The organism is Pseudomonas sp. RIT778 (assembly GCF_019718735.1).
In the GTDB taxonomy this organism is placed as follows: Bacteria; Pseudomonadota; Gammaproteobacteria; order Pseudomonadales; family Pseudomonadaceae; genus Aquipseudomonas; species Aquipseudomonas aphyarum.
In genome coordinates this window covers 36,736-58,389 of sequence record NZ_JAIHBA010000029.1, presented here as the reverse complement: position 1 = coordinate 58,389, position 21,654 = coordinate 36,736, and the positions used below count along the sequence as shown (strand labels likewise).

General features: G+C 61.5%; 21 protein-coding genes. 11 read left to right on the top strand and 10 right to left on the bottom strand.

Features of this window, described 5'->3' with window-relative positions; all coding sequences use genetic code 11:
- The 3 genes from K5E37_RS20415 to betC all read right to left on the bottom strand — a co-directional run bounded on the left by K5E37_RS20415 (position 1) and on the right by betC (position 4,119).
- Positions 1-1,569, bottom strand: a complete 1,569-nt coding sequence (locus K5E37_RS20415; RefSeq protein WP_221534980.1) for a SulP family inorganic anion transporter — start codon at positions 1,567-1,569, stop codon at positions 1-3.
- Positions 1,570-1,670: 101 nt separating this feature from the next.
- Positions 1,671-2,588: a choline ABC transporter substrate-binding protein gene (gene choX, locus K5E37_RS20410; protein ID WP_102718827.1), complete on the bottom strand. Its 918-nt coding sequence runs from the start codon at positions 2,586-2,588 to the stop codon at positions 1,671-1,673.
- 16 nt (positions 2,589-2,604) lie between these two features.
- Positions 2,605-4,119: a choline-sulfatase gene (gene betC, locus K5E37_RS20405; protein ID WP_221534979.1), complete on the bottom strand. Its 1,515-nt coding sequence runs from the start codon at positions 4,117-4,119 to the stop codon at positions 2,605-2,607.
- 114 nt (positions 4,120-4,233) lie between these two features.
- Here betC and K5E37_RS20400 point away from each other — a divergent pair, with 114 nt between their 5' ends.
- Positions 4,234-5,184 carry a choline sulfate utilization transcriptional regulator gene (locus K5E37_RS20400; protein ID WP_129973334.1) on the top strand — a complete coding sequence of 317 codons (951 nt, stop codon included), beginning with the start codon at positions 4,234-4,236 and terminating at the stop codon, positions 5,182-5,184.
- Positions 5,185-5,188: 4 nt separating this feature from the next.
- Here K5E37_RS20400 and K5E37_RS20395 read toward each other — a convergent pair whose 3' ends face one another.
- Positions 5,189-5,848: an NAD(P)-dependent oxidoreductase gene (locus K5E37_RS20395; protein ID WP_221534978.1), complete on the bottom strand. Its 660-nt coding sequence runs from the start codon at positions 5,846-5,848 to the stop codon at positions 5,189-5,191.
- Positions 5,849-5,932: 84 nt separating this feature from the next.
- On the opposite strand from K5E37_RS20395, the gene K5E37_RS20390 reads away from it, so the two are divergent.
- Positions 5,933-6,259, top strand: coding sequence for a DOPA 4,5-dioxygenase family protein (locus K5E37_RS20390; protein ID WP_221534977.1), 327 nt, complete (start codon positions 5,933-5,935; stop codon positions 6,257-6,259).
- Here K5E37_RS20390 and K5E37_RS20385 read toward each other — a convergent pair whose 3' ends face one another.
- A complete protein-coding gene (locus K5E37_RS20385; protein WP_221534976.1) occupies positions 6,260-6,661 on the bottom strand; it encodes a GFA family protein in 402 nt (133 codons plus the stop codon).
- 324 nt (positions 6,662-6,985) lie between these two features.
- Between K5E37_RS20385 and K5E37_RS20380 the strand changes: the two genes are divergently transcribed.
- From K5E37_RS20380 to K5E37_RS20340, 9 genes are all read left to right on the top strand, one after another.
- Complete coding sequence (locus K5E37_RS20380; RefSeq protein WP_007954069.1) at positions 6,986-8,293, top strand: CitMHS family transporter; 1,308 nt, start codon at positions 6,986-6,988, stop codon at positions 8,291-8,293.
- 71 nt (positions 8,294-8,364) lie between these two features.
- Positions 8,365-9,132, top strand: coding sequence for a TerC family protein (locus tag K5E37_RS20375; RefSeq protein ID WP_007954068.1), 768 nt, complete (start codon positions 8,365-8,367; stop codon positions 9,130-9,132).
- Positions 9,133-9,345: 213 nt separating this feature from the next.
- Positions 9,346-11,004: a Na/Pi cotransporter family protein gene (locus tag K5E37_RS20370; RefSeq protein ID WP_221534975.1), complete on the top strand. Its 1,659-nt coding sequence runs from the start codon at positions 9,346-9,348 to the stop codon at positions 11,002-11,004.
- Positions 11,005-11,173: 169 nt separating this feature from the next.
- On the top strand, positions 11,174-12,565 hold the full coding sequence (locus K5E37_RS20365) for a pitrilysin family protein (protein ID WP_221534974.1): 1,392 nt from the start codon (positions 11,174-11,176) through the stop codon (positions 12,563-12,565).
- Between the two features lie 75 nt (positions 12,566-12,640).
- Positions 12,641-13,669, top strand: coding sequence for a DUF5924 family protein (locus tag K5E37_RS20360; protein ID WP_221534973.1), 1,029 nt, complete (start codon positions 12,641-12,643; stop codon positions 13,667-13,669).
- A 55-nt stretch (positions 13,670-13,724) separates the two neighbouring features.
- Positions 13,725-14,873 carry an ABC transporter permease gene (locus K5E37_RS20355; protein WP_045121722.1) on the top strand — a complete coding sequence of 383 codons (1,149 nt, stop codon included), beginning with the start codon at positions 13,725-13,727 and terminating at the stop codon, positions 14,871-14,873.
- On the top strand, positions 14,870-15,673 hold the full coding sequence (locus K5E37_RS20350; protein WP_007954063.1) for an ABC transporter ATP-binding protein: 804 nt from the start codon (positions 14,870-14,872) through the stop codon (positions 15,671-15,673). Before K5E37_RS20355 ends, K5E37_RS20350 begins: the two co-directional genes overlap by 4 nt.
- A gap of 1 nt (position 15,674) precedes the next feature.
- On the top strand, positions 15,675-16,613 hold the full coding sequence (locus K5E37_RS20345) for an MlaD family protein (protein ID WP_127796495.1): 939 nt from the start codon (positions 15,675-15,677) through the stop codon (positions 16,611-16,613).
- Positions 16,610-17,236: an ABC-type transport auxiliary lipoprotein family protein gene (locus K5E37_RS20340; RefSeq protein WP_221534972.1), complete on the top strand. Its 627-nt coding sequence runs from the start codon at positions 16,610-16,612 to the stop codon at positions 17,234-17,236. Before K5E37_RS20345 ends, K5E37_RS20340 begins: the two co-directional genes overlap by 4 nt.
- A gap of 3 nt (positions 17,237-17,239) precedes the next feature.
- Here the strand turns inward: K5E37_RS20340 and K5E37_RS20335 are convergent, their stop codons facing one another.
- The 5 genes from K5E37_RS20335 to K5E37_RS20315 all read right to left on the bottom strand — a co-directional run bounded on the left by K5E37_RS20335 (position 17,240) and on the right by K5E37_RS20315 (position 21,584).
- Positions 17,240-18,469 (bottom strand): nucleoside recognition domain-containing protein, encoded by a 1,230-nt coding sequence (locus tag K5E37_RS20335; protein WP_007954056.1) that lies wholly within the window; start codon positions 18,467-18,469, stop codon positions 17,240-17,242.
- A 102-nt stretch (positions 18,470-18,571) separates the two neighbouring features.
- Positions 18,572-19,903 carry a glutamate/aspartate:proton symporter GltP gene (gene gltP, locus K5E37_RS20330; RefSeq protein ID WP_007954055.1) on the bottom strand — a complete coding sequence of 444 codons (1,332 nt, stop codon included), beginning with the start codon at positions 19,901-19,903 and terminating at the stop codon, positions 18,572-18,574.
- Between the two features lie 697 nt (positions 19,904-20,600).
- A complete protein-coding gene (locus K5E37_RS20325) occupies positions 20,601-21,065 on the bottom strand; it encodes an inhibitor of vertebrate lysozyme family protein (protein ID WP_007954053.1) in 465 nt (154 codons plus the stop codon).
- Positions 21,066-21,067: 2 nt separating this feature from the next.
- A complete protein-coding gene (locus K5E37_RS20320; RefSeq protein ID WP_003177151.1) occupies positions 21,068-21,232 on the bottom strand; it encodes a DUF1328 domain-containing protein in 165 nt (54 codons plus the stop codon).
- 67 nt (positions 21,233-21,299) lie between these two features.
- Positions 21,300-21,584 (bottom strand): hypothetical protein, encoded by a 285-nt coding sequence (locus tag K5E37_RS20315; RefSeq protein ID WP_007954051.1) that lies wholly within the window; start codon positions 21,582-21,584, stop codon positions 21,300-21,302.
- Between the last annotated feature and the right edge of the window lie 70 nt (positions 21,585-21,654).

Below are 21,654 nucleotides of genomic sequence, written 5' to 3'. Positions count from 1 at the left end.
TCAGTCCTCGAAGCGGATCGGACATTTCTCCGGCCCTTCGAGCTTGCGCAATTCCTCCACCACCTGCGGACGCGCCTGACGCAAGGTCAGGCTGCGATCCTGGCGCAGCAGGCGCCGCGCTTCCTGATGGAGCATTTCCACGCCTGAATAGTCGATGAAGTTGATCTGTTGCGCCTCGATCACCACCCGCGCGCCATGCATCCGTTGCAAGCGCACTTGCAGATAGTGGCTGGCGCCGAAAAAGATCGACCCGCCGACCCGCAACACATCGTCTTCGCCATCGCGCCAATGCTGCACTCTCGGCTGCGAAGTACGCTTGAGGTAGAAAAACAGCGAGGCCAGTACGCCTGCGTAAATCGCCGTCTGCAATTCCAGCAGCAACGTGGCGACGCAGGTCAGGCTCATCACCACGAATTCCGCCCGGCTGACCCGCAACAGCGCACGAATGCCGCGATGATCCACCAGTCCCCAGGCGATCAACAGAATGCTGCCGGCCATGGCCGGAATCGGAATGTGCGCGATCAGCCCGGCACCGAAAATCGCGAACAACGCCACCCACAACGCCGAAAACACCCCGGCCAGCGGCGAACAGGCCCCGGCCTCATAGCTCAGCCCGGAGCGGGTGAACGAGCCGGCGGACAAGGATCCTGAAAAGAACGCCCCGACAATGTTCGAAAGACCCTGCGCGCGGACTTCCTGGTTGGCGTCGAGCAGCTGTTGCGAGCGTGCGGAAATCGAACGGGCAATCGACAGGCTGGTGACCAGCCCGAGCATGCCCACCGCCACGGCGCTGGGCAGCAGGCGCAGGATCAGATCCATATCCAGCGGCAATCCACTGAACGGCGGCAAGCGGCCGACAAATGCGCTGACCAATTGAACATGGCCGAACATCGCCGGCCACAGCCACACCACCACACTGCCGAGCACCAAGGTCATCAACAGTGTCGGCCAACGTGGCAGCCATTGTTTGAGCAACGCGCCAACCACCACCGTCGCCACACCGAGGACCAGCGACGGTTTATCCACAGCCCCGAGATGGCGCAGCAGATCCATCAGGCTGGCCAGCGCCGTGGCCTTGGCCGGCAGATCCAGTCCCAGCAGGTTCGGCAATTGACCGATGGCAATCACCACCGCCGCGCCGAGGGTGAAACCCAGCACCACGGAATGCGAGACGAAATTTACCAGCGCGCCGAAGCGCAACAGCCCGAGCAGCCACTGGAAAATCCCGGCGAGGAAGGTCAGCAGCAGGATCAGGGTGATGTAGTCCTGTGACGCAGGCACGGCCAGCGGACTGACACTGGCGAACAGCACAATCGAAATCGCCGCGGTCGGGCCGCAGATCAGATGCCACGACGAGCCCCACAGGCAGGCGATCAACACCGGGACGATGGCAGCGTAGAGCCCGTATTCCGGTGGGAGACCGGCGATCAGCGCGTAGGCAATCGACTGGGGCAACGCGAGAATCGCCCCGCTGAGGCCGACGACCAGGTCCCGCCCGACGCTGGCGCGGGTCTGCCGGGGCAGCCAGGTCAGGAAGGGGAAAAGTGAGCGACGGCTGGGGAGGGCCATGGATCCTCTCGGGTGAAATTTTGCGCATTGTACGCAGCCCGGGACGCGGAGCGTCCAATGCGGCATTCCCACGCAGAGCGTGGGAACGATCGGCCGCGCAGTTACAGTTTGGCTTTAACCGCCGCCAACGCATCTTTGCCGTCCACGGTCTTCACACCATCAAGCCACTTGTCCAGCACCGCCGGATTCGCCTTGATCCAGGCCTTCACCGCCTCCGCATTGCTGACCTTCTTGTTCACCACCTCGGCCATGATGCTGTTCTCCATCTCCTGAGTGAACGCAAGATTGGTCAGCAATTTACCCACATTCGGACAGGCCTCGGCGTAGCCCTTGCGGGTCAGGGTGTAGACGCTACCCGTGTCGCCGAAGTACTTCTCGCCACCCTTGAGGTAATGCATTTTCAGCTGCACGTTCATCGGGTGCGGGGTCCAGCCGAGGAAGGTGACGAACTTCTGTTTCTTCACCGCCCGCGAGACTTCGGCCAGCATCGCCTGTTCGCTGGACTCGATCAGCTTCCATTGGCCCAGGTCGAAGTCGTTTTTCTTGATGATCTCTTGCAGCGAGATGTTCGCTGGCGCGCCGGAGCCGATGCCGTAAATCTTCTTCTCGAATTTATCGGCGTACTTATTCAGGTCGGCAAAGTTATGCACACCCGCGTCCCACACGTAATCCGGTACGGCCAAGGTGAATTCGGTGCCGTCGAGGTTCTTCGCCAGTTGCGTGACGTCACCCGTGGCGACGAACTTGTCGTAGAAGCCCTGCTGCGCCGGCATCCAGTTGCCGAGGAACACGTCGACCTGCCCGTCCTTCAAGCCGCCGAAGGTGATCGGCACGGCGAGGGTGTCGACCTTGGCCTTGTAGCCCATGCCCTCCAGCAGAAACCCGGTGATGGCGTTGGTCGCGGCGATGTCGCTCCAGCCGGGGTCGGCCATTTTCACCGTGTCGCAGCTCTCGGCGAACGCGGATGCGCTGCCCAGTGCCAGCAGACTGACCGTCACGACTGTGGATAACTTGACCATGGACTTCCCCTTAACGTTATTGGTTTTGGCAGGGTTGTGGATAACGGGCCTTGCGCTCCAGGTAATCGAGGTCGATGTGGTTGCGCATGTACTGCTGACTGGCGTCCACCAGCGGCTGGTGATCCCAGCTCTTCAGCTTGCCGATCGTCAGCGCCTCGGCGACGAAACGCCGACGGCGCTGGCTTTCGAGAACTTCGCGGTGGATCGCCGGGATGTCCCACTTGGCCCGCGCTTCAGCGAGAAAATCGTCGAACAGCTGGCGATGTTGCGGTGATTGGCTGAGTTCTTCCTGCTCGCGTGGGTCGTTATCCACATCGAAGAGTAGGCAAGGGTCGGTTTCGCTGTAGATAAATTTGAAGGCGCCACGGCGGATCATCATCAGCGGGCTGACAGTGCCCTCGGCCATGTATTCGCCGAACACTTCGTCGTGACCGCCCTGCCCTTGCAGGTGCGACACCAGCGAGCGGCCATCCAGCGGCAGATTCGGTTCCAGATTGCCCCCGGCCAGTTCGACGAATGTCGGCAACAGGTCGGCGGTGGAGACGGCAGAGCTGACACGGCCCGATTTGAACTGACCGGGTGCACTTATCAACAGGGGCACTCGCGCGGCCATTTCGTACCAGTGCATTTTGTACCAGAGGCCCTTCTCGCCGAGCATGTCGCCATGGTCACCGGAGAAAACGATGACGGTGTCGTCCATCAGCCCACAATCTTCGAGGGTTTGCAGGAGTTTGCCGACGTTGGCGTCGATATAACTGCATGCACCGAAGTACGCGCGGCGTGCGTCGCGGATTTTATCCACAGGCAGCGGCTTGTCCCACAGGTCGTAGACCTTGAGCAAACGCTGGGAGTGCGGATCGAGTGAATGCTGATCCGGCGTCGTCGGAAGCGGGATATCCGCATCGTCATACAAATCCCAGAACGCCTTGGGAATCGTGTACGGGTCGTGAGGGTGAGTCATCGACACGGTCAGGCAGAACGGCTGGTCGCCGTCCTCGCGAATATGGTCGAACAGGTATTGCTGAGCCTTGAACACCACTTCTTCGTCGAAGTCGAGCTGGTTGGTGCGCACACACGGCCCGGCCTGCAACACCGAAGACATGTTGTGATACCAGCTCGGTCGCACGTCGGGTTCGTCCCAGTTCACCGCCCAGCCGTAGTCGGCCGGATAGATGTCGCTGGTCAGGCGCTCTTCGTAACCGTGCAGTTGATCGGGGCCGCAAAAATGCATCTTGCCCGACAGCGCAGTGCGGTAACCGAGGCGGCGCAGGTAATGGGCGTAAGTTGGAATGTCGGCGGGGAAATCAGCGGCGTTGTCGTAGGCGCCAATTTTGCTCGGCAACTGGCCGCTGACCAGGGTGAAACGCGAGGGTGCGCACAGCGGGCTGTTGCAGTAGGCGGCATCGAACACCACGCCTTGTTCGGCGAGGCGGCTGAGGTTCGGCAGTTTGATCGGCGACGGGCCGTAGAACGGCAACATTGGCGCGGCCATTTGATCGGCCATGATGAAAAGAATGTTCTTGCGCTTCATGTGATCGCGGCATTCCATAGTGAATATTTATGCGACATTGCTGCGATCGAGCATGGATTCCACGCAATATCCGGTAAAGCCCGCGCCGGACAATGACTAGGATAAGCACAGCTTATGTATGAAGCCCTCGGTGATCTGTCGCTGGACCTGCTGCGCGCCTTCGAGGCGGCGGCCCGTCATCGCAGTTTTACCGCTGCGGCGGTTGAGCTCGGCACGACGCAACCGGCGATCAGTCAGCAGATCAAACGCCTGGAAGAGCAACTCGGCACGCGGCTGTTCGACCGGATCTACCGGGGCATCGAACTGACCGAGGTCGGCTCGATCCTGTTCGAGCAGGTTACCCTCGGTTTGCAGAATATCGACGCAGGATTGAGCGCGATCAGCACGCAGCAGCAACATGAAGTGCTGCAGGTTGCCACTGATTTCGCCTTCGCCGCGTATTGGCTGATGCCGCGTCTGCACCGCTTTCATGAAGCTTATCCACAGGTGGACGTGAGCCTGGTCACCAGCGAGCGCAATCACAACATGCTGCGCCCGGATATCGACGTTGCCGTGCTGTTCGGCGACGGTCGCTTCAAACAGGGCGAAAGTCACTGGTTGTTCAGCGAAGAAGTGTTTCCGGTGTGTAGCCCGCAATTGCTCAAGGATCGCCCCCTGCCCTTGCCGGCCCAGGCACTTATGGAATTTCCGCTGCTGCACCTGCGCGGGGAAAACAGCAGTAACTGGTTCGACTGGAGCGGTCTGTTCCGCGCGCTGAACATCAGTACGCCGCCGGCCCCGGGCCAGTTGCGCTTCGACAATTACACTTTGTTGATTCAAGCGGCGATTGGCGGTCAGGGCGTGGCAATTGGCTGGCGGCACCTTGTGGATAACTTGCTCACCCAGGGGCTGTTGTGCCGGCCGATCGCTGAGACCACCCTGTCGCGCCTCGGTTATTACGTGGTGCTGCCGCAGCGCAAACGCCGGGGCGCGCTGATCCAGACGTTCGTGGATTGGCTGATGGCCGAACAAGCCAGCAGCGCCGAGTCCTTGGCTGGATTGCCGTTGCCTTCGATTGCTGTGTAATGGATCAAGAGGCGGCGACGAAATCCACGTGCTGACGCAGATGCAAATTCAGCCGCAGCTCGTCGGCAATTCCCACCGCCACCCGGTTCAGGCGCTCCAGCGGTTCGGCCAGACCCGGTTCCAGCGTTCGGCCGACCTGACTGAAATGTTCGATCGTCAGCCCGGCGACGCTGCGCGGTGCGTTCACCAGCGTCCAGTGCAGCGGGCTGCTTTGCAGGGCTTCGCGCACTTCTTCGGCGGCGTGGCGTTGCAGCGGGTCGGCGTTTTCCGGATCGTCCAGTGCTTCGAATTCGCCGATGACAAACAGCCGCGAGATGTTCGCCGCCTGCAACCCGTCGATCAATGCATCCACCGCCAGCACCTGTTCCACCGGCCCCAGTACCAAGGATTTCTCGACATGATCGCTGCTCAGCGGCAAGCCGGGCGCATTCAGCAGGCAGATCACCGCCGAGCTGCCGGCCACGCTCTGATTGACCCGCTCGGCATCGAGCAGATCGCCGCTTTTGGTGCGCAGCCCCGGCCGTGGCGCGAGCGCCGTCAGATCGTCGAGGATCGCGATGACTTCGTGCTGGCGGCGCAGCAGTTCAGCCATCAACGCACTGCCCAGGCTACTCATGGCACCATAGAGCACCACTTTCACCGCCGGGGTTTCGGCATTTTTCATGGCTGAGGTCCCTTTTGTTTTCCCTTGTATGGCGTGTGACATACGGGCAACGCCGAGGGTTCGAACCGATTCAGAGGGTTTGCGATGCAGACGATCAAGGGTTATCACGCCCACGTTTATTACGACGCCAGCACGATCGAACAGGCGCGGGTGCTGTGTGAGCAGGCCGCGCAATTATTCCCATTGAAGATGGGCCGCGTGCATGAACGTCCGGTCGGCCCGCACCCGGACTGGAGCTGCCAGCTGGCCTTTGACCCGGAGCTGATCGGCGAGGTGTTGCCGTGGCTGGCGCTCAATCGCAAAGGTTTGGTGGTATTCCTGCACCCGGATACCGGCGATGACTTGCTCGATCACACCGAACATGCGATCTGGATGGGCGCGATGCGGCCGCTGGACCTGTCTATTTTTTAATCAGATGGTTTCTTCGGGTTCGCCCGGCAGATGCTCGTCCAGGTGCAGCCACGGCAACTGGCTGTCGGTCCAGATATGCCGCTCGGCGGCGGCCTGCTCCGGGTGATCCAGTGTGGCAATCGTCAGATCGATGCTCTCGGGGCTGAGCAACGTCACCAGCGCCAGTTGTGCACCGCAGTTCGGACAGAAAAACCGAGCGCAACTGGTCGATGAGTCATAGCGCGAAGGCGTCCCGGCCAGCCACTGGAAGTTCGCCGCCGGTAGCGTGATCCAGGTGGTGACGATGCCGCCGCTGACCTTTCGACAGATCGAACAATGACAGTGGGCGATGTCGTGCAACGCTCCGCTGAACTGATAGCGGATATGTCCGCAATGGCAGCCACCGCCGTGCAACTCAGTCATCGCCCTGCCCTCCGCTTCCCGTGTTCATTGACTCTAGCCCGCATCCGACGGCCGGTTGGCCGTTCGCTCAAAGCTTTCTTGTGCGAAAGGTAGCTGAAAGGTTCCCCGATTAGGATCGCCCCCACTGCCGGCAACAGACCGGTTGGCCAACGCGTGTGATTGCTCGCACGACAGGCCCAATTAACAACAACAATGGTGATTCTGATGTCCTCTGTAACCCGCCTCCTCGCTGCAACTCCGCCCGTACGCCTCGTGCTTCCCGTTCTGCGCTGATCCAACCCGATCCGCTCACTTACCTAGCCGCGCTACGCCTGGAGTATTCCCATGCTGACTTTCCTTGGCTTCGCCATGGTCATCACGTTCATGTTCCTGATCATGACCAAGCGCCTGTCTGCGCTGATCGCTCTGATCATCATCCCGATCCTGTTCGCCCTGTTCGGTGGTTTCGCCCCGAAGATCGGCCCGATGATGCTCGAAGGTATTACCAAGCTTGCGCCGACCGGCGTGATGCTGATGTTCGCGATTCTGTATTTCGCCCTGATGATCGACTCCGGCCTGTTCGACCCGGCCGTGCGCAAGATCCTCAAACTGGTCAAGGGCGACCCGCTGAAGGTTTCGGTCGGCACCGCCGTACTGGCGCTCGTCGTTTCCCTCGATGGTGACGGCGCGACCACTTACATGATCTGCGTGGCCGCCATGCTGCCGCTTTACAGTCGCATCGGCATGAGCCCGCGGATCATGGCCGGTCTGATCATCCTCGCCGGCGGCGTGATGAACATGACCCCGTGGGGTGGCCCGACCGCCCGTGCCGCCAGTGCGCTGCACGTGGACCCGTCGGACATTTTCGTACCGATGATCCCGGCGATGGCTGCCGGTGTGGTGGCGATCCTGATCATTGCCTACTTCTACGGCAAACGTGAGCGTGCGCGTCTGGGTGAGCTGCACCTGATCGGCGACGAAATCGATCACAGCGAAATCAGCGTCTCGCAATTCCCGGATGCCCGCCGTCCGAAACTGATCTGGTTCAACGGCCTGCTGACCCTGGCCCTGATGTGCACCCTGATCGCCGGCCTGCTGCCGCTGCCGGTGCTGTTCATGGTGGCGTTCAGTATTGCCATGATCGTCAACTACCCTTGCCTGCAAATGCAGAAGGATCGTGTCGCCGCCCACGCCGGCAGCGTGCTGTCGGTGGTCAGTCTGATCTTCGCGGCGGGCATTTTCACCGGTATCCTGTCGGGCACCGGCATGGTCGATGCCATGTCGAAAAGCCTGCTGGCAGTGATCCCTGATTTCCTCGGCCCGTACCTGGCGGTGATCACGGCGCTGGTGAGCATGCCGTTCACGTTCTTCATGTCGAACGACGCGTTCTACTACGGTGTGTTGCCGGTGTTGTCCGAAGCGGCCAGCCATTACGGCATCACCGCGGTGGAAATGGCCCGTGCCTCGATCGTCGGTCAGCCGGTTCACCTGCTGAGCCCACTGGTGCCGTCGACGTACCTGCTGGTGGCACTGGCGGGGATCGAGTTCGGCGATCACCAGCGTTTCACCCTGAAGTGGGCAGTGCTGGTCTGCCTGTGCATACTGGTCGCAGCCTTGCTGTTGGGGACTTTCCCGCTGTTCAGCACGTTGTAACGGCACCAAACTCACCAGGACGCCAGCTGATTGCTGGCGTCCTGGTTTAACACTCGCTCAAAGGAATACACATGGAATGGCTGACCAACCCTGAGATCTGGGTTGCCTTCTTCACCCTGACCGCCCTGGAAATCGTTCTGGGCATCGATAACATCATCATGATTTCGATCCTGGTCAGCCGCATGCCCAAACACATGCAGCAGCGCACCCGGATCTTCGGTCTTGGCCTGGCCATGATCACGCGGATCCTGTTGCTGCTGTCGATCACCTGGGTCATGCGCCTCACCGCCGACCTGTTCGAAGTGTTCGGCCAGGGCATTTCCGGTCGCGACCTGATCCTGTTCTTCGGTGGCCTGTTCCTGCTGTGGAAAAGCTCCCAGGAGATGTACCACGCACTGGAAGGTGAAGACGAAAGCGACGAGACGCCCGGCGGCAAGGGCGGCAATTTCCTCTACACCATCATCCAGATCGCGATCATCGACATCGTGTTCTCGCTGGACTCGGTGATCACCGCCGTCGGCATGGTGTCCCACGTTCCGGTAATGGTCGCGGCGATCATCGTTGCGGTACTGGTGATGATGCTGGCCTCGGGCAAGATCAGCGAGTTCATCGACAAGCACCCGTCGCTGAAAATGCTCGCGCTGTCGTTCCTGCTGGTGGTCGGCACCGTGCTGATTGCCGAGTCGTTCGACGTGCACGTACCGAAAGGCTACGTCTACTTCGCCATGGCGTTCTCGCTGGCGGTCGAAGCGATCAACATCAAGATGCGCACCGCCATCGCGAAAAAACGCAAACAGCAGGATCCGGTGAAACTGCGCAAGGATATTCCGGGTCAGTAACCCGAACGCAGTGAACAGAAAAAGGGGCCTTCGGGCCCTTTTTTCATGGCTGCATGAACCTGTTTTCATGACACTTTTGTTTCAATCCCCGCTTTAGCTGTGCAATGCTGGCGCCCAGACCGTTAGCCAACTACAGCTTAAGTATCAGAACGTAGAAGTTGCGCGGTACCGTCAACTTGCCCCTCTGGGGCGCTGCTATTACAGGGGGTCTGCATGCTCACCCTGCTCAATCTGCTCTCTGCCGTGGCCCTGCTGATCTGGGGCACGCACATCGTTCGAACCGGCATCCTGCGGGTGTACGGCACCAATCTGCGCCACGTGATCGGCCAGAACATGTCCAAACGCTGGCTGGCCTTTGTCGCCGGCATCCTCGTCACCGCGATGGTGCAGAGCAGCAACGCCACCGCCATGCTCGTGACGTCCTTTGTCGGTCAGGGCCTGATGGCGTTGACCCCGGCCCTGGCGACCATGCTTGGCGCCGACGTCGGTACGGCGCTGATGGCGCGGGTGCTGACGTTCGACCTGTCGTGGCTGTCGCCGCTGCTGATTTTCCTCGGGGTGATTTTCTTTCTGTCGCGCAAACAGACCCGACTCGGGCAGATGGGCCGTGTGGCCATCGGGTTGGGGCTGATCATCCTGGCGCTGCAACTGATCGTCGAGGCCGCTGCGCCGATCACCCATGCCCAAGGGGTGAAGGTGATTTTCGCGTCGCTGACCGGCGATATCTTGCTCGACGCCCTGGTCGGCGCGCTGTTCGCGATGATTTCCTACTCCAGTCTGGCGGCCGTGCTGCTGACCGCCACGCTCGCCGGCGCTGCGGTGATCAGTCTGCCGGTGGCGATCGGTCTGGTGATCGGTGCCAACATCGGCAGCGGCGTGCTGGCGTTCATGAGCACCAGCATGCAGAACGCCGCCGGCCGGCAGGTGGCGCTGGGCAGCCTGCTGTACAAACTGATCGGGCTGCTGCTGATCATTCCGGTACTCGACCCGCTGGTGCACTGGATCGACAGCCTGGATTTCAGCCCGCAGGAAATGGTCATCGGTTTCCACCTGCTCTACAACACCGCCCGCTGCCTGATCCTGCTGCCGAGCGTCGGGCCGATGGCGCGGCTGTGCGCCTGGCTGCTGCCGGAGCGTCCGGAGGTCAACGGCACCGCCAAGCCGCGTCACCTCGACGCCACCGCCCTGGTCACGCCGAGCCTGGCACTGGCCAACGCCGCCCGGGAAACCCTGCGCATGGGCGATCTGATCGACAACATGCTCGACGCGACCCTCGACGTGCTGCGCGGCAAACAGACCGCCGTCACCCAGGAAATGCGCAAGCTGACCGATGACGTCGAAGCGCTGTACAGCGCGATCAAGCTGTACCTGGCGCAGATGCCCCGCGAAGATCTTGGCGAACAGGATAGTCGGCGCTGGGCGGAAATCATCGAGCTGGCGATCAACCTCAAACTCGCCAGCGACCTGATCGAACGCATGTTGCGCAAAGTGCAGCAGCAGAAGACTTCGCAACGCCGGTCGTTTTCCGAAGACGGGCTGGAAGAGCTGGCCGGCCTGCACCAGCAATTGATCGCCAACCTGCGGCTGGGGCTGTCGGTGTTCCTCAGCGGCGACAAGGAAAGCGCCCGCCAGTTGCTGCGTGAGAAACGTCGCTTTCGCGCACAGGAACGGCGTCTGGCCCACGCCCATGTCAGCCGGTTGCAACGTAAGATCGTACAGAGTATCGAGACCAGTTCGTTGCACCTGGAGTTGATTGCCGACATGAAACGCCTGAACTCGCTGTTCTGCAGCAGCGCCTATGTGGTGCTGGAAACTTCCGATACCGGCGCGCTGGCGGCAGACGATATGGCGGACATCACGCATTCGCCTTGAACGTCTGGGGTTGTGGTCAGTCAGTAACTCAGAGTTCAGTCTCCAGGGCGCCTTCGCGAGCAAGCTCGCTCCCACATTTGAAATGCATTCCTTTGTGGGAGCGAGCTTGCTCGCGAAAGCGATCTGACTGACGACACGGATCTCCAATTCAGCCGTATGGAAGCTCGTTATGCGTTGCCTGTTGTTCGCCTGTCTGTTGCTCGGTTCCCTGCCCGCTTTCGCCCTGGATCGTTTTCAGGTCGAAGGCTATGCGCTGCCCAACGGCCTGCAATTGCTGCTCAAGCCCGGCACCGAGCGTGGGCACGTGGCGATCCGCTTGGTGATCGGCGTCGGTCTGGACGATTTCGACTGCAATGAAAAAGAGCTGCCGCACCTGCTCGAACACTTGCTGTTCAGCGGCATCGATGCCACCGGCGAAGGTGGCCTCGAAGAACGCATGCAAGCCCTCGGCGGCGACTGGAACGCCTTCACCAGCAACGCCGACACCACGTTCGTCATCGAAGCCCCGGCGAAAAACCAGCGCAAGGTCCTCGACCTGCTGCTGGACCTGCTGACCCAGACCCGCTTCGACGACAACGCGATCAACGCCGCCAAGCGAGTGGTCGAGCGTGAGGACGGCGGTCATTACACCCGTCTGCAACGCTTTCTCGATCGGCAGGATCTGGGCCACACCGCGAGCAACCAACTGGCGGTCGAACTGGGCCTCAAATGCCCGCAGCGGGCCGAGGTCGATGGCCTGACCCGCGAACAGCTGGAGAAGGTGCGCAAGGCCTGGTACGCACCGAACAACATGACCCTGATCGTCGTCGGCGACCTCGACAAACTGCTGCCGGCCTATCTGGAACGGGCATGGGGCGCGCTGGAAGCGGTCGACCCGAGCGAACATCGTCCATTGCCGGACATCCGCGCCAGCGCCGCTCACGAACGCACGATCACTCGCGGCTTCATCGGCAACAGCGCCAAGCTGCACTGGCTGGTGCCGGAGCCGGTGCTGGACGATCAGTACGACGAAACCTTCGACCTGCTCAAGGAATATCTGGAGTGGGCGCTGTATCGCCAATTGCGCCTGAACCACGGTTTGTCCTACGGGCCGTGGGCCGAGCGCGAAGTGTTCGGCGGCGTGGGTTTCATGAGCCTCAACGCCGACCTGGATCGCGGCGACATTGCCGAAGCCGAACAAGTGCTGGAAGACCTCAAGGCCGACCTGCTGAAAAACGGCCTCGACGCCGACACCTTCAATCGCTTGAAACAAGCCGCCATCGCTCATCAAGCCTGGGCCGTGCAAGGCATCAGCGCCATGGCCGACTATTACTGGAGCGCGTTGGGCGACTACGAAGATGGGCGCTTCGCTGATCCTGCGCGGGAGCTGCAAGGCGTGACGTTGGAGGCGGCGAACAAGGCCATGCGCGAGTTGCTGCTGCAACCGGGCTATCTGCGGATCGAGAAACCGCTGCTCAGCGACGATCAGGTGTTGTGGCTGCTGGCGGGCGGATTGGGCGTGCTGGTGCTGATCCTGCTCGGCTGGCGCCTGCATCGGCGCAAATCCGTGCATCCAGACTGACCGGCAGCCTCGCCACACGGCCCGGCGGGCGGTACTCTGTCGGGGTTTTTTCCTCGACTGTCGTGAACCGCCCAAATGTCTAAATTGACCCTTCTGATCCAGCGCATTCTCGAACTGATGAAGCGCTACCCCGGGGTCATTGCGCTCGGCGGTTTCATCTCCGGGGTCGGCAGCTTCATTCTGGTCGACCGGCAACAGGGGCTGGCGAGCTGGATCACCACGATCATGCTGCTGAGCTGGATCTGGCTGATGCTGGAAAACAGCCTGACCAAACTGTTCACGCGGATCTTCAAACGGGAAATCCCCCAGCCGCTGCTGCGTTACGCGACGCAGATGATCCACCAGGAAAGCCTGTTTTTCGTCCTGCCGTTCTTCTTCATCACCACCACCTGGAACAGCGGCCAGCTGTTTTTCACCGGGCTGCTGTGCATTGCGGCGCTGATCTCGATCGTCGACCCGCTCTACTACAAATGGCTGGCGTCACGACGCTGGGCGTTCCTTGCGCTGCATACCCTGACCCTGTTCGCCGCCCTGCTCACCGCGCTGCCGGTGATCATGCACCTGACCACCTCGCAAAGCTTCAAATGGGCGCTGGGGATTGCAGTGGTGTTGTCGTTCCCGAGCCTGGCGTCGATCTTCCCGATCCGCACCGTGCGCAATGCCTTGGCGATCCTGTGTATCACGGTCGGCATCGGTGGCGTGGGCTGGGTTCTGCGTTCGTGGGTGCCGCCGGCAACGCTGTGGATGACCGACGTGGCGATCAGCACCCAGGTGCAGGACCGGGTTCCGGGCGCCAGCCTCAAGGAAGTCAGCGCCGAGCAGATCCGTGGCGGCGGGCTCTATGCCTACACCGCGATCAACGCACCGCGCGGGCTTGATGAGCGGATCTATCACGTGTGGCAGTTCAACGGCAAAGAGGTCGACCGCATCGCTCTCGACATCCACGGCGGGCGCAAGGAAGGCTACCGGGCCTGGACCCACAAGCAGAACTTCCCCGGCAACCCGGCGGGCAAATGGCAGGTGCGGGTGTTGACCGAGGACGGTCAGGTAATCGGCGTGCTGCGCTTCGAGGTCACGGACAGCACACCGACCAAAGAAAAGTAACCGTGTTCGTGCTATTACGTATGCCAGCGTATTCAGCCGAACAAGCACGGAGCTTATGACCAGCAGCCCAATGACCGGCAGTGCCCGCCTGGACACCTCGATCACCCCTGCCCGCCTGCGGGTGACCGGGGACTGGACGCTTGCCCACTACGCCGACCTCAAGCAACTGAGCGAAACGCTCCACGGCCAGTACGACGCCAACACCCCTATCGACCTCAACGGCCTCGGCGCCCTCGACACCGCCGGCGCGTCTCTGCTGGTGGAACTGCTCGGCTCGGAGCGGCTGGGCAAATCCGCCGAACACCCCGACTGCACGATTTCCAGCGCCGACCGCGCCTTGCTGCAAACCGTGTATCGCTCGCTGACCGACTTCTGCGTACCGATCAAGGAACCGGAAATCAGCGTCAGCGTGCAATTGCTGACCCGCATCGGCCGGGCCGTCGACACGGTCTGGCAAGACACCCTGCAATTGCTCGGCTTCGTCGGCCTGATCCTCGAAACCATCGCCCGCAGCCTGTTCCGGCCCAAGCGCTGGCGTATCACGCCGATGATTGCGCACATCGAACAGACTGGCCTCGACGCCGCGCCCATCGTCGCGTTGCTGACCTTTCTGGTGGGCGCAGTGGTGGCGTTCCTCGGGGCGACGGTGCTGGCCAGTTTCGGCGCCAGCGTGTTCACCGTGGATCTGGTGGGCTTCGCCTTCCTGCGCGAGTTCGGCGTGTTGCTCACGGCGATCCTGATGGCCGGCCGCACCGCCAGTGCCTTTACCGCGCAGATCGGCTCGATGAAGGCCAACGAGGAAATCGACGCGATTCGCACCCTCGGCCTCGACCCCATGGAATTGCTGGTAGTGCCGCGGGTGCTGGCGTTGTTGGTGGCGCTGCCGATGCTGACGTTTCTGGCGATGATCTGCGGGATCGTCGGCGGTGCTGTGGTTTGTGCGGTGTCGCTGGATATCTCGCCGGCGATGTTCCTGTCGCTGCTGCAAAGCGACATAGGGATTCAACATTTCCTGGTGGGCCTGGTCAAAGCCCCGATCTTCGCGTTTCTGATCGCCGCCATCGGCTGTCTGGAAGGCTTCAAGGTCAGCGGCAGCGCCGAATCCGTTGGCGCCCACACCACCTCAAGCGTGGTGCAATCGATTTTCGTGGTGATCGTGCTCGATGCGGTCGCCGCGCTGTTTTTCATGGAGATGGGCTGGTGAGTCGTCTACCCCGCGCGCCCTCCGAGGCGGTGATCGAAGTCCGTGGCCTGTGCAATCGCTTCGGCAGCCAGAGCGTGCACGAGAACCTCGACCTCGACTTGTACAAAGGCGAGATCCTGGCCGTGGTCGGCGGCTCCGGCAGCGGCAAATCGGTGTTGCTGCGCAGCATCGTCGGCTTGCGCCGGCCCAGTGAAGGCATGGTCAAGGTGTTCGGCCAGAACCTGCCGAGCCTGCCGGAGCATGAGCGTTCGCTGATCGAGCGGCGTTTCGGTGTGCTGTTCCAGAAAGGCGCGCTGTTCTCGTCGCTGACCGTCACCGAGAATGTCGCCCTGCCCCTCATCGAACACGCCGGTCTGAGCCGCGACGACGCCGAGCATCTGGCGGCGGTGAAGCTGGCGCTGGCCGGGCTGCCGCTGTCGGCGGCGGACAAGTACCCGGCTTCGCTGTCCGGCGGCATGATCAAGCGCGCGGCACTGGCCCGGGCGCTGGCGCTGGACCCGGACATCCTGTTTCTCGACGAACCCACCGCCGGCCTCGATCCGATTGGCGCGGCGCAGTTCGACCAATTGATCCTGACCCTGCGCGACGCGCTGGGCCTGAGCGTGTTTCTGGTGACCCACGACCTCGACACGCTCTACACCATCACCGACCGCGTCGCGGTATTGGCGCAGAAGAAAGTGCTGGTGGCCGGTCCCATCGACGTGGTCTCGGAAACCGATGACGCGTGGATTCACGAATACTTCCACGGCCCTCGCGGCCGCTCGGCGCTGGACGCCGCCAAACAGCTCAACGAGGTCTGACATGGAAACCCGAGCCCATCATGTATTGATCGGCCTGTTCACGGTGATTGTGGTGGCGGGCGCCCTGCTCTTCGGTCTGTGGCTGGCCAAGTCCAGCGTCGACACCGAGTTCAAGGATTACGAAATCGTCTTCAACGAAGCGGTCAGCGGCCTGTCCCGGGGCAGCCCGGTGCAGTACAGCGGGATCAAGGTCGGCGATGTGGTCAGCCTGCGCCTCGACCCGCAGGACCCGCGTCGGGTGCTGGCGCGGATTCGTCTGGCGGGTGACACGCCGGTCAAGGAAGACACCCAGGCCAAACTGGCCCTGGCCGGGATCACCGGCACGTCGATCATCCAGCTCAGCGGCGGCACGCCAGAGAGTCCGAAACTCAAGGGCCATGACGGAAATCTGCCGACCATCGTCGCCTCGCCCTCGCCGATCTCGCGACTGCTCAATGACAGCAACGACCTGATGAGCGGAGTCAGCACGCTGCTGAGCAATGCCAATCAGATGTTCTCCGCCGACAACATCGAGCGCGTGAGCAAAACCCTCCAGCATCTGGAACAGACTACCGGTTCGATCAACGATCAGCGCGGCGACCTGCGTCAGGCCATGCAGCAACTGGCGACGGTCGGCAAGCAGGCCGGCAACATGCTCGAACAGACGTCGGCGCTGATGCGCAACGCCAACGGCTTGCTCAACGATCAGGGCAAGCAGGCCTTGGGCAGCGCCGAGCAGGCGATGAAATCCCTGGAGCAGAGCAGCGCCACCATCAACGGCCTGTTGAGCAAGAACCAGAACTCCCTCGACAGCGGCATGCAGGGCCTCAACGGTCTGGCCCCGGCGATCCGCGAACTGCGTGAAACCCTGAACTCGCTGCGCGCCATTTCCCAACGCCTGGAGGCCAACCCCAGCGGTTACCTGCTGGGCAGTGACAAGAACAAGGAGTTCACGCCATGAAGCTGACTCGCCTCGCCCTCCTCGCCGGCTTCACGCTGATCAGCGCGTGCTCGATCCTGCCCAAGTCCGAGCCGCTGGATGTCTATCGCTTGCCAGCCGCAGAGGCGCCCGCTTCGGCCGGTTCGGCGGCGGCTCAGCACTGGTCGCTGCGTCTGAACAAACTGCAGGCCAGCGAAGCGCTGAACCGGCCGGGCATCGCGGTGATTCCCCAGGGTGACGTGATCAGCACTTATAAGGCCTCGCGCTGGAGCGATCCGGCGCCGGTGCTGGTGCGCAATCGGCTGCTGGATGGCTTCCAGCGGGACGGGCGTATATCGCTGTTGAGCACCGACGACAGCAATTTCCAGGCGGACCTGGAACTGGGCGGCAGCCTGCAGGCATTTCAGACCGAGTATCAGGGCACGCAGGCCAGCGTCGTGGTGCGGGTCGATGCGTTGCTGGTGCGTGGCTATGACCAGCGGATTCTCGCCAGTCGCCGCTTCGAAGAACGTCAGCCGCTCAATGATGTGAAGGTCCCGGCGGTGGTGGCCGGATTCGGTCAGGCCAGTGATCGCCTCACCGCGAAGGTGGTGGCGTGGGCGGTGGAGCAAGGGCAGAAAGTTGCCCCACCTGCCCGGCCTTGAGCCTTAACCGAAGAACCAGTAGCAGACGCCGATAGCGCCGAGCACGCCCGCGAGTTCGGCCAGCAGCGCGCAACCGACGGCATGCCGGGCGCGCTGGATGCCCACCGCGCCGAAGTACACCGCCAGCACGTAGAACGTGGTTTCGGTGCTGCCCTGAATCGTTGCGGCCACCAGCGCCGGGAAGCTGTCCACGCCCGAGGTCTTCATCGTTTCGATCAGCATCGCCCGGGCGGCGCTGCCGGAGAACGGTTTGACCATGGCGGTCGGCAGCGCATCGACGAAGCGCGTGTCCCACCCTGCCCACTCCACCAGATGGCGGATACCGTCGAGGCCGAAGTCCAGCGCGCCGGACGCGCGCAATACGCCGATCGCGCAGAGCATCGCCACCAGATACGGCAGCAGGTTCTTGGCCACGTCGAAACCTTCCTTCGCACCTTCGACAAAGGCCTCGTAGACCTTCACCTTGCGCAAGGCGCCGATCACCAGGAACAGCATGATCAGGCCGAACAGCGTCAGGTTGCCGAGGATCGACGACAGGCCCGCCAGCGCAGTGGCCGACATCGTCGCGAGCAACGCCATGAAGCCGCCGAGGATCAGCGCGCCGGGAATCAGGTAAGCCAGCACCACCGGGTCCCAGACCCGCAGGCGCTGCATGAACGCCACCGACAGGAAGCCGACGATGGTCGAGCAACTGGTGGCCAGCAGGATCGGCAGGAACACCAGCGTCGGGTCCGGCGCACCTTGTTGGGCGCGGTACATGAAGATCGTCACCGGCAGCAGGGTCAGGGACGATGCATTGAGTACCAGGAACAGGATCTGCGCGTTGCTGGCGATGGTCGAGCTGGGGTTGAGCTCTTGCAGCGCCTTCATCGCTTTAAGGCCGATCGGCGTGGCGGCGTTGTCCAGGCCCAGGCCGTTGGCGGCGAAGTTCAGGGTGATCAGGCCGATGGCCGGGTGCCCCGCTGGCACTTCCGGCATCAGCCGCAGGAACAGCGGGCCCAGCGCTTTGGCCAGCCATTCGACGATCCCGGCTTTCTCGGCGATCCGCAGGAAGCCCAGCCACAGGGTCAGCGTGCCGAACAGCAGCACCATGACTTCGACCGACAGCTTGGCCATGGCAAAAATGCTTTCCACCATCGCCGCGAAGATCCCGGCGTTGCCGCCGATCAGCCATTGCCCCAGCGCCGAAACGGCTGCCACGATGAAGAAGCCAAGCCACAGGCCATTAAGCATCAGTCAAATCCCCCGGAAGATGCGGCGAATGATAGCGGGGTCGCCAGAAACGACAAACCCCGGATTTCTCCGGGGTTTGTCAGGGTGCCTTACGAGCGGGGATCAGTTGTTGGAAACGTCACCGGCCGGCAGTTTTTCCTTGCTGCGCCAGTGCGGCAGCGAGTTCCAGTAGCGCTGGCCCTTGGCGTCGTCGTACATGCCTTCCCAACGGGCGATGACCAGTACCGCCAGGGCGTTGCCGATCACGTTCAGGGCGGTACGCGCCATGTCCATCACACGGTCGACACCGGCGATGAAGGCCAGACCTTCCAGCGGAATACCCACACTGCCCAGAGTGGCCAGCAGTACCACGAAGGACACGCCCGGTACGCCGGCGATACCTTTGGAAGTGACCATCAGGGTCAGGACCAGCAGCAGTTGCTGGCTGATCGACAGGTCGATGCCATACAGCTGAGCGATGAAGATGGCCGCGATGGACTGGTACAGGGTCGAACCGTCGAGGTTGAACGAGTAGCCGGTCGGTACCACGAAGCTGCAGATGGCTTTTGGTGCGCCGTAGGCTTCCATCTTCTCGATTACGCGTGGCAGCACGGTTTCCGAGGAAGCGGTGGAGTAAGCCAGCACCAGCTCATCCTTGAAGATGCGCATCAGCTTGATCACCGAGAAGCCGAACATCTTGGCGATCAGGCCCAGAATGACGAAGGCGAAGAAGGCGATGGCGACGTAAACCAGGATCACCAGCTTGGCCAGCGGCAGCAGCGAAGCGAAACCGAAGTTGGCCACGGTCACCGCGATCAGTGCGAACACGCCGATCGGGGCGTAGTTCATGATCATGTGGGTGACTTTGAACATGCTTTCCGAGACGCCCTGGAACATCTTCACCAGTGGCTCGCGCAGGTCCGACTGCAGGCTCGACAGACCGAGACCGAACAGCACGGAGAAGAAGATGATCGGCAGCATCTCGCCGCGAGCCATGGCCGCGAAGATGTTCGACGGAATCAGGTTGAGGATGGTCTCGATGAACGCGTGTTCATGCTGCACTTCGGCGGCGGTCGCCTGGTACTTGGAGATGTCCACAGTGCCCAGGGTGCTCATGTCGATGCCGGCACCCGGATGGAACAGGTTGGCCAGCAGCAGGCCGACGACGATGGCGATGGTGGTGACGATTTCGAAGTAGATGATGGTCTTCAGGCCGATGCGCCCGAGCTTCTTGGCGTCGCCCACGCCGGCGATGCCGACGATCAGGGAAGAGATGACGATCGGGATCACGATCATCTTGATCAGACGGATAAAGATATCGCCTGCCGGTTGCAGGACGTTGCTGATCCACCAGGCCTTCTCGGCACTGAAATGGTTGAGCAACGCACCGATTGCAATCCCCAACACCAGACCGATGAGGATCTGCCAGGCGAGGCTAAGCTTTGCCTTCTTCATTATCTTTACCCTTACTTGCGTTTGACTCAGGCACATGCAGGAACTGGAACGCTCTTTAGCGGAAAAGTCTGTGCATCTGCCTCCGTATAAGGTGCCCCGAAGCGCGTGTTTACGGCTCTCCGGCAGGCGAAAAAAGGCGCAACTATTCCGATGCAAGGTTGCGCCGTCTAATGCCGTAAACGCCTACCCTATGCCGAATCGGCATGAGCTTTTTTAAATGAAACTGGCGTCCCAACCGGTTCGAATACGACATTTCGGCAGGCATAAGTGCCGTGAACCGGCCATTACAGCGTAGGTTGGTTATTTTTTGAACGAGTGATTTCAACGAAAAATTTAGGAAAAAGCCTACGTTCGGAATCTAAAAGTCCGACTTACTCGATCGACTCTTTCTCGATATACGGTCGCGAGGAAACACCGCGAAATGCTTTCGCACGCAGTGTGAGCGATAAAAAAGACGAGCAGAACGCTCTGGATCAACGTTTTGTCACGTTGAAAGCTCAGCGCAAGTCCGTCGAACCGCTCCGGTTGGCGAACTTGCGTCGCAGCTTTTACCCTGACCCGGCCCTCATCGCAGGCACTCCCTGTACCCGTAGGTCACTCCGACCCTGCAACAGTCAGAACGTCCCGGCCCCCTGGTCATGCACCGGCCTTCCTCGGGCGGGTGCAATGGAGGACAGCCTTTCAGGTGTCCTCATGTTCAATACCAGTTCGGATCTTTCTTCAGCGTTTCCATCAACAGATCCTGCATGCCCTGGTCGGGCTTGCCGAGGAAGCGGTAGGTGGCATGTCGCGTTGGCGACTTGTCCGCCGGCAGCCCTTCGGGCACATCGACCAGCATGGCGTAAGCGTGTTTCTTGTCGAAGCTGAAGGCGACGATCAGGCGGTGGTTGAGGCATTTGTCCTGCGATTCGCAGAGCGGCCCCACCAGATACTGATCGCCATCTTCAGTCACGGCATTCATCTGTTGGTCCGGCGCGCCGGAGAGGTTCATCACCCATTCCGGCAGGCGTTCTTCCTTCTTCACCACGCCTTCCCATGTTTCCCTGTATTGCGGGTCGGAACTCAACAGTTCGTTGACCCGCGCCTGGCCGTCATTGGCCGCCATCGCCATGGCACTACCGCCCAGGAGCAGGGCGGCTGCCAGTGTCTTTAAACCCTTCATGTTCAACCTCGACCGCGACGGCCAAAGAAGAAGGAAGCGATGAACATCACCAGGAACACGACAAAGAGAATCTTGGCGATACCCGTGGCGGTGCCCGCGATACCACCGAAGCCCAGTACTGCAGCGATGATGGCAATGATCAGGAATGTGATTGCCCAGCTCAACATGGTGATTCTCCTTGCTTCTATTTAGGGGTGTTGCCGGTCTCGGCGCGGGGGCGCCCAGATTCGTTGATCAGAAAACCCAGCGTTCTTCACGGGGCATGTCGCCCAGTGGCTGTGGCTGGTCGACGTCCATCATGCGCATCGCGCCGTTGTCGGCCTGGCTGCTGCTGACGGCGCTGAAGTGCGTCTGCGTCGCGTGTTGCATGGAAATCAGGGGCTCAGGTTGCTGACTCTGCTCCCAGCGCAGGTATTGCTGGCAGGCGATCAGCGTGATCAACAGCGCAAGTGCGCCAAACAGGGCCTGCTGCAAGTGCAGTGGCGAGATACGCATTTGGGCGGCACGTGGGCGAGTCATCCTGGGTTCCTCACTCTTATTCGGTTGGGGCAGTGCATTTCTGCCCGGGCTGAGAGAGGTATTGCAGCCT

Bases quoted from the DNA above. Each gene is read 5' to 3' on its own strand.
- K5E37_RS20375 (WP_007954068.1), top strand. From the start codon at position 8,365: ATGGAATGGCTGACCAACCCTGAGATCTGGGTTGCCTTCTTCACCCTG.
- K5E37_RS20325 (WP_007954053.1), bottom strand. From the start codon at position 21,065: ATGAAGGGTTTAAAGACACTGGCAGCCGCCCTGCTCCTGGGCGGTAGT.
- K5E37_RS20335 (WP_007954056.1), bottom strand. From the start codon at position 18,469: ATGCTTAATGGCCTGTGGCTTGGCTTCTTCATCGTGGCAGCCGTTTCG.
- betC (WP_221534979.1), bottom strand. From the start codon at position 4,119: ATGAAGCGCAAGAACATTCTTTTCATCATGGCCGATCAAATGGCCGCG.
- K5E37_RS20355 (WP_045121722.1), top strand. From the start codon at position 13,725: ATGACCAGCAGCCCAATGACCGGCAGTGCCCGCCTGGACACCTCGATC.
- K5E37_RS20380 (WP_007954069.1), top strand. From the start codon at position 6,986: ATGCTGACTTTCCTTGGCTTCGCCATGGTCATCACGTTCATGTTCCTG.
- gltP (WP_007954055.1), bottom strand. From the start codon at position 19,903: ATGAAGAAGGCAAAGCTTAGCCTCGCCTGGCAGATCCTCATCGGTCTG.
- K5E37_RS20415 (WP_221534980.1), bottom strand. From the start codon at position 1,569: ATGGCCCTCCCCAGCCGTCGCTCACTTTTCCCCTTCCTGACCTGGCTG.
- K5E37_RS20360 (WP_221534973.1), top strand. From the start codon at position 12,641: ATGTCTAAATTGACCCTTCTGATCCAGCGCATTCTCGAACTGATGAAG.
- K5E37_RS20385 (WP_221534976.1), bottom strand. From the start codon at position 6,661: ATGACTGAGTTGCACGGCGGTGGCTGCCATTGCGGACATATCCGCTAT.
- K5E37_RS20340 (WP_221534972.1), top strand. From the start codon at position 16,610: ATGAAGCTGACTCGCCTCGCCCTCCTCGCCGGCTTCACGCTGATCAGC.
- K5E37_RS20320 (WP_003177151.1), bottom strand. From the start codon at position 21,232: ATGTTGAGCTGGGCAATCACATTCCTGATCATTGCCATCATCGCTGCA.
- K5E37_RS20370 (WP_221534975.1), top strand. From the start codon at position 9,346: ATGCTCACCCTGCTCAATCTGCTCTCTGCCGTGGCCCTGCTGATCTGG.
- choX (WP_102718827.1), bottom strand. From the start codon at position 2,588: ATGGTCAAGTTATCCACAGTCGTGACGGTCAGTCTGCTGGCACTGGGC.
- K5E37_RS20345 (WP_127796495.1), top strand. From the start codon at position 15,675: ATGGAAACCCGAGCCCATCATGTATTGATCGGCCTGTTCACGGTGATT.
- K5E37_RS20365 (WP_221534974.1), top strand. From the start codon at position 11,174: ATGCGTTGCCTGTTGTTCGCCTGTCTGTTGCTCGGTTCCCTGCCCGCT.
- K5E37_RS20315 (WP_007954051.1), bottom strand. From the start codon at position 21,584: ATGACTCGCCCACGTGCCGCCCAAATGCGTATCTCGCCACTGCACTTG.
- K5E37_RS20400 (WP_129973334.1), top strand. From the start codon at position 4,234: ATGTATGAAGCCCTCGGTGATCTGTCGCTGGACCTGCTGCGCGCCTTC.
- K5E37_RS20390 (WP_221534977.1), top strand. From the start codon at position 5,933: ATGCAGACGATCAAGGGTTATCACGCCCACGTTTATTACGACGCCAGC.
- K5E37_RS20395 (WP_221534978.1), bottom strand. From the start codon at position 5,848: ATGAAAAATGCCGAAACCCCGGCGGTGAAAGTGGTGCTCTATGGTGCC.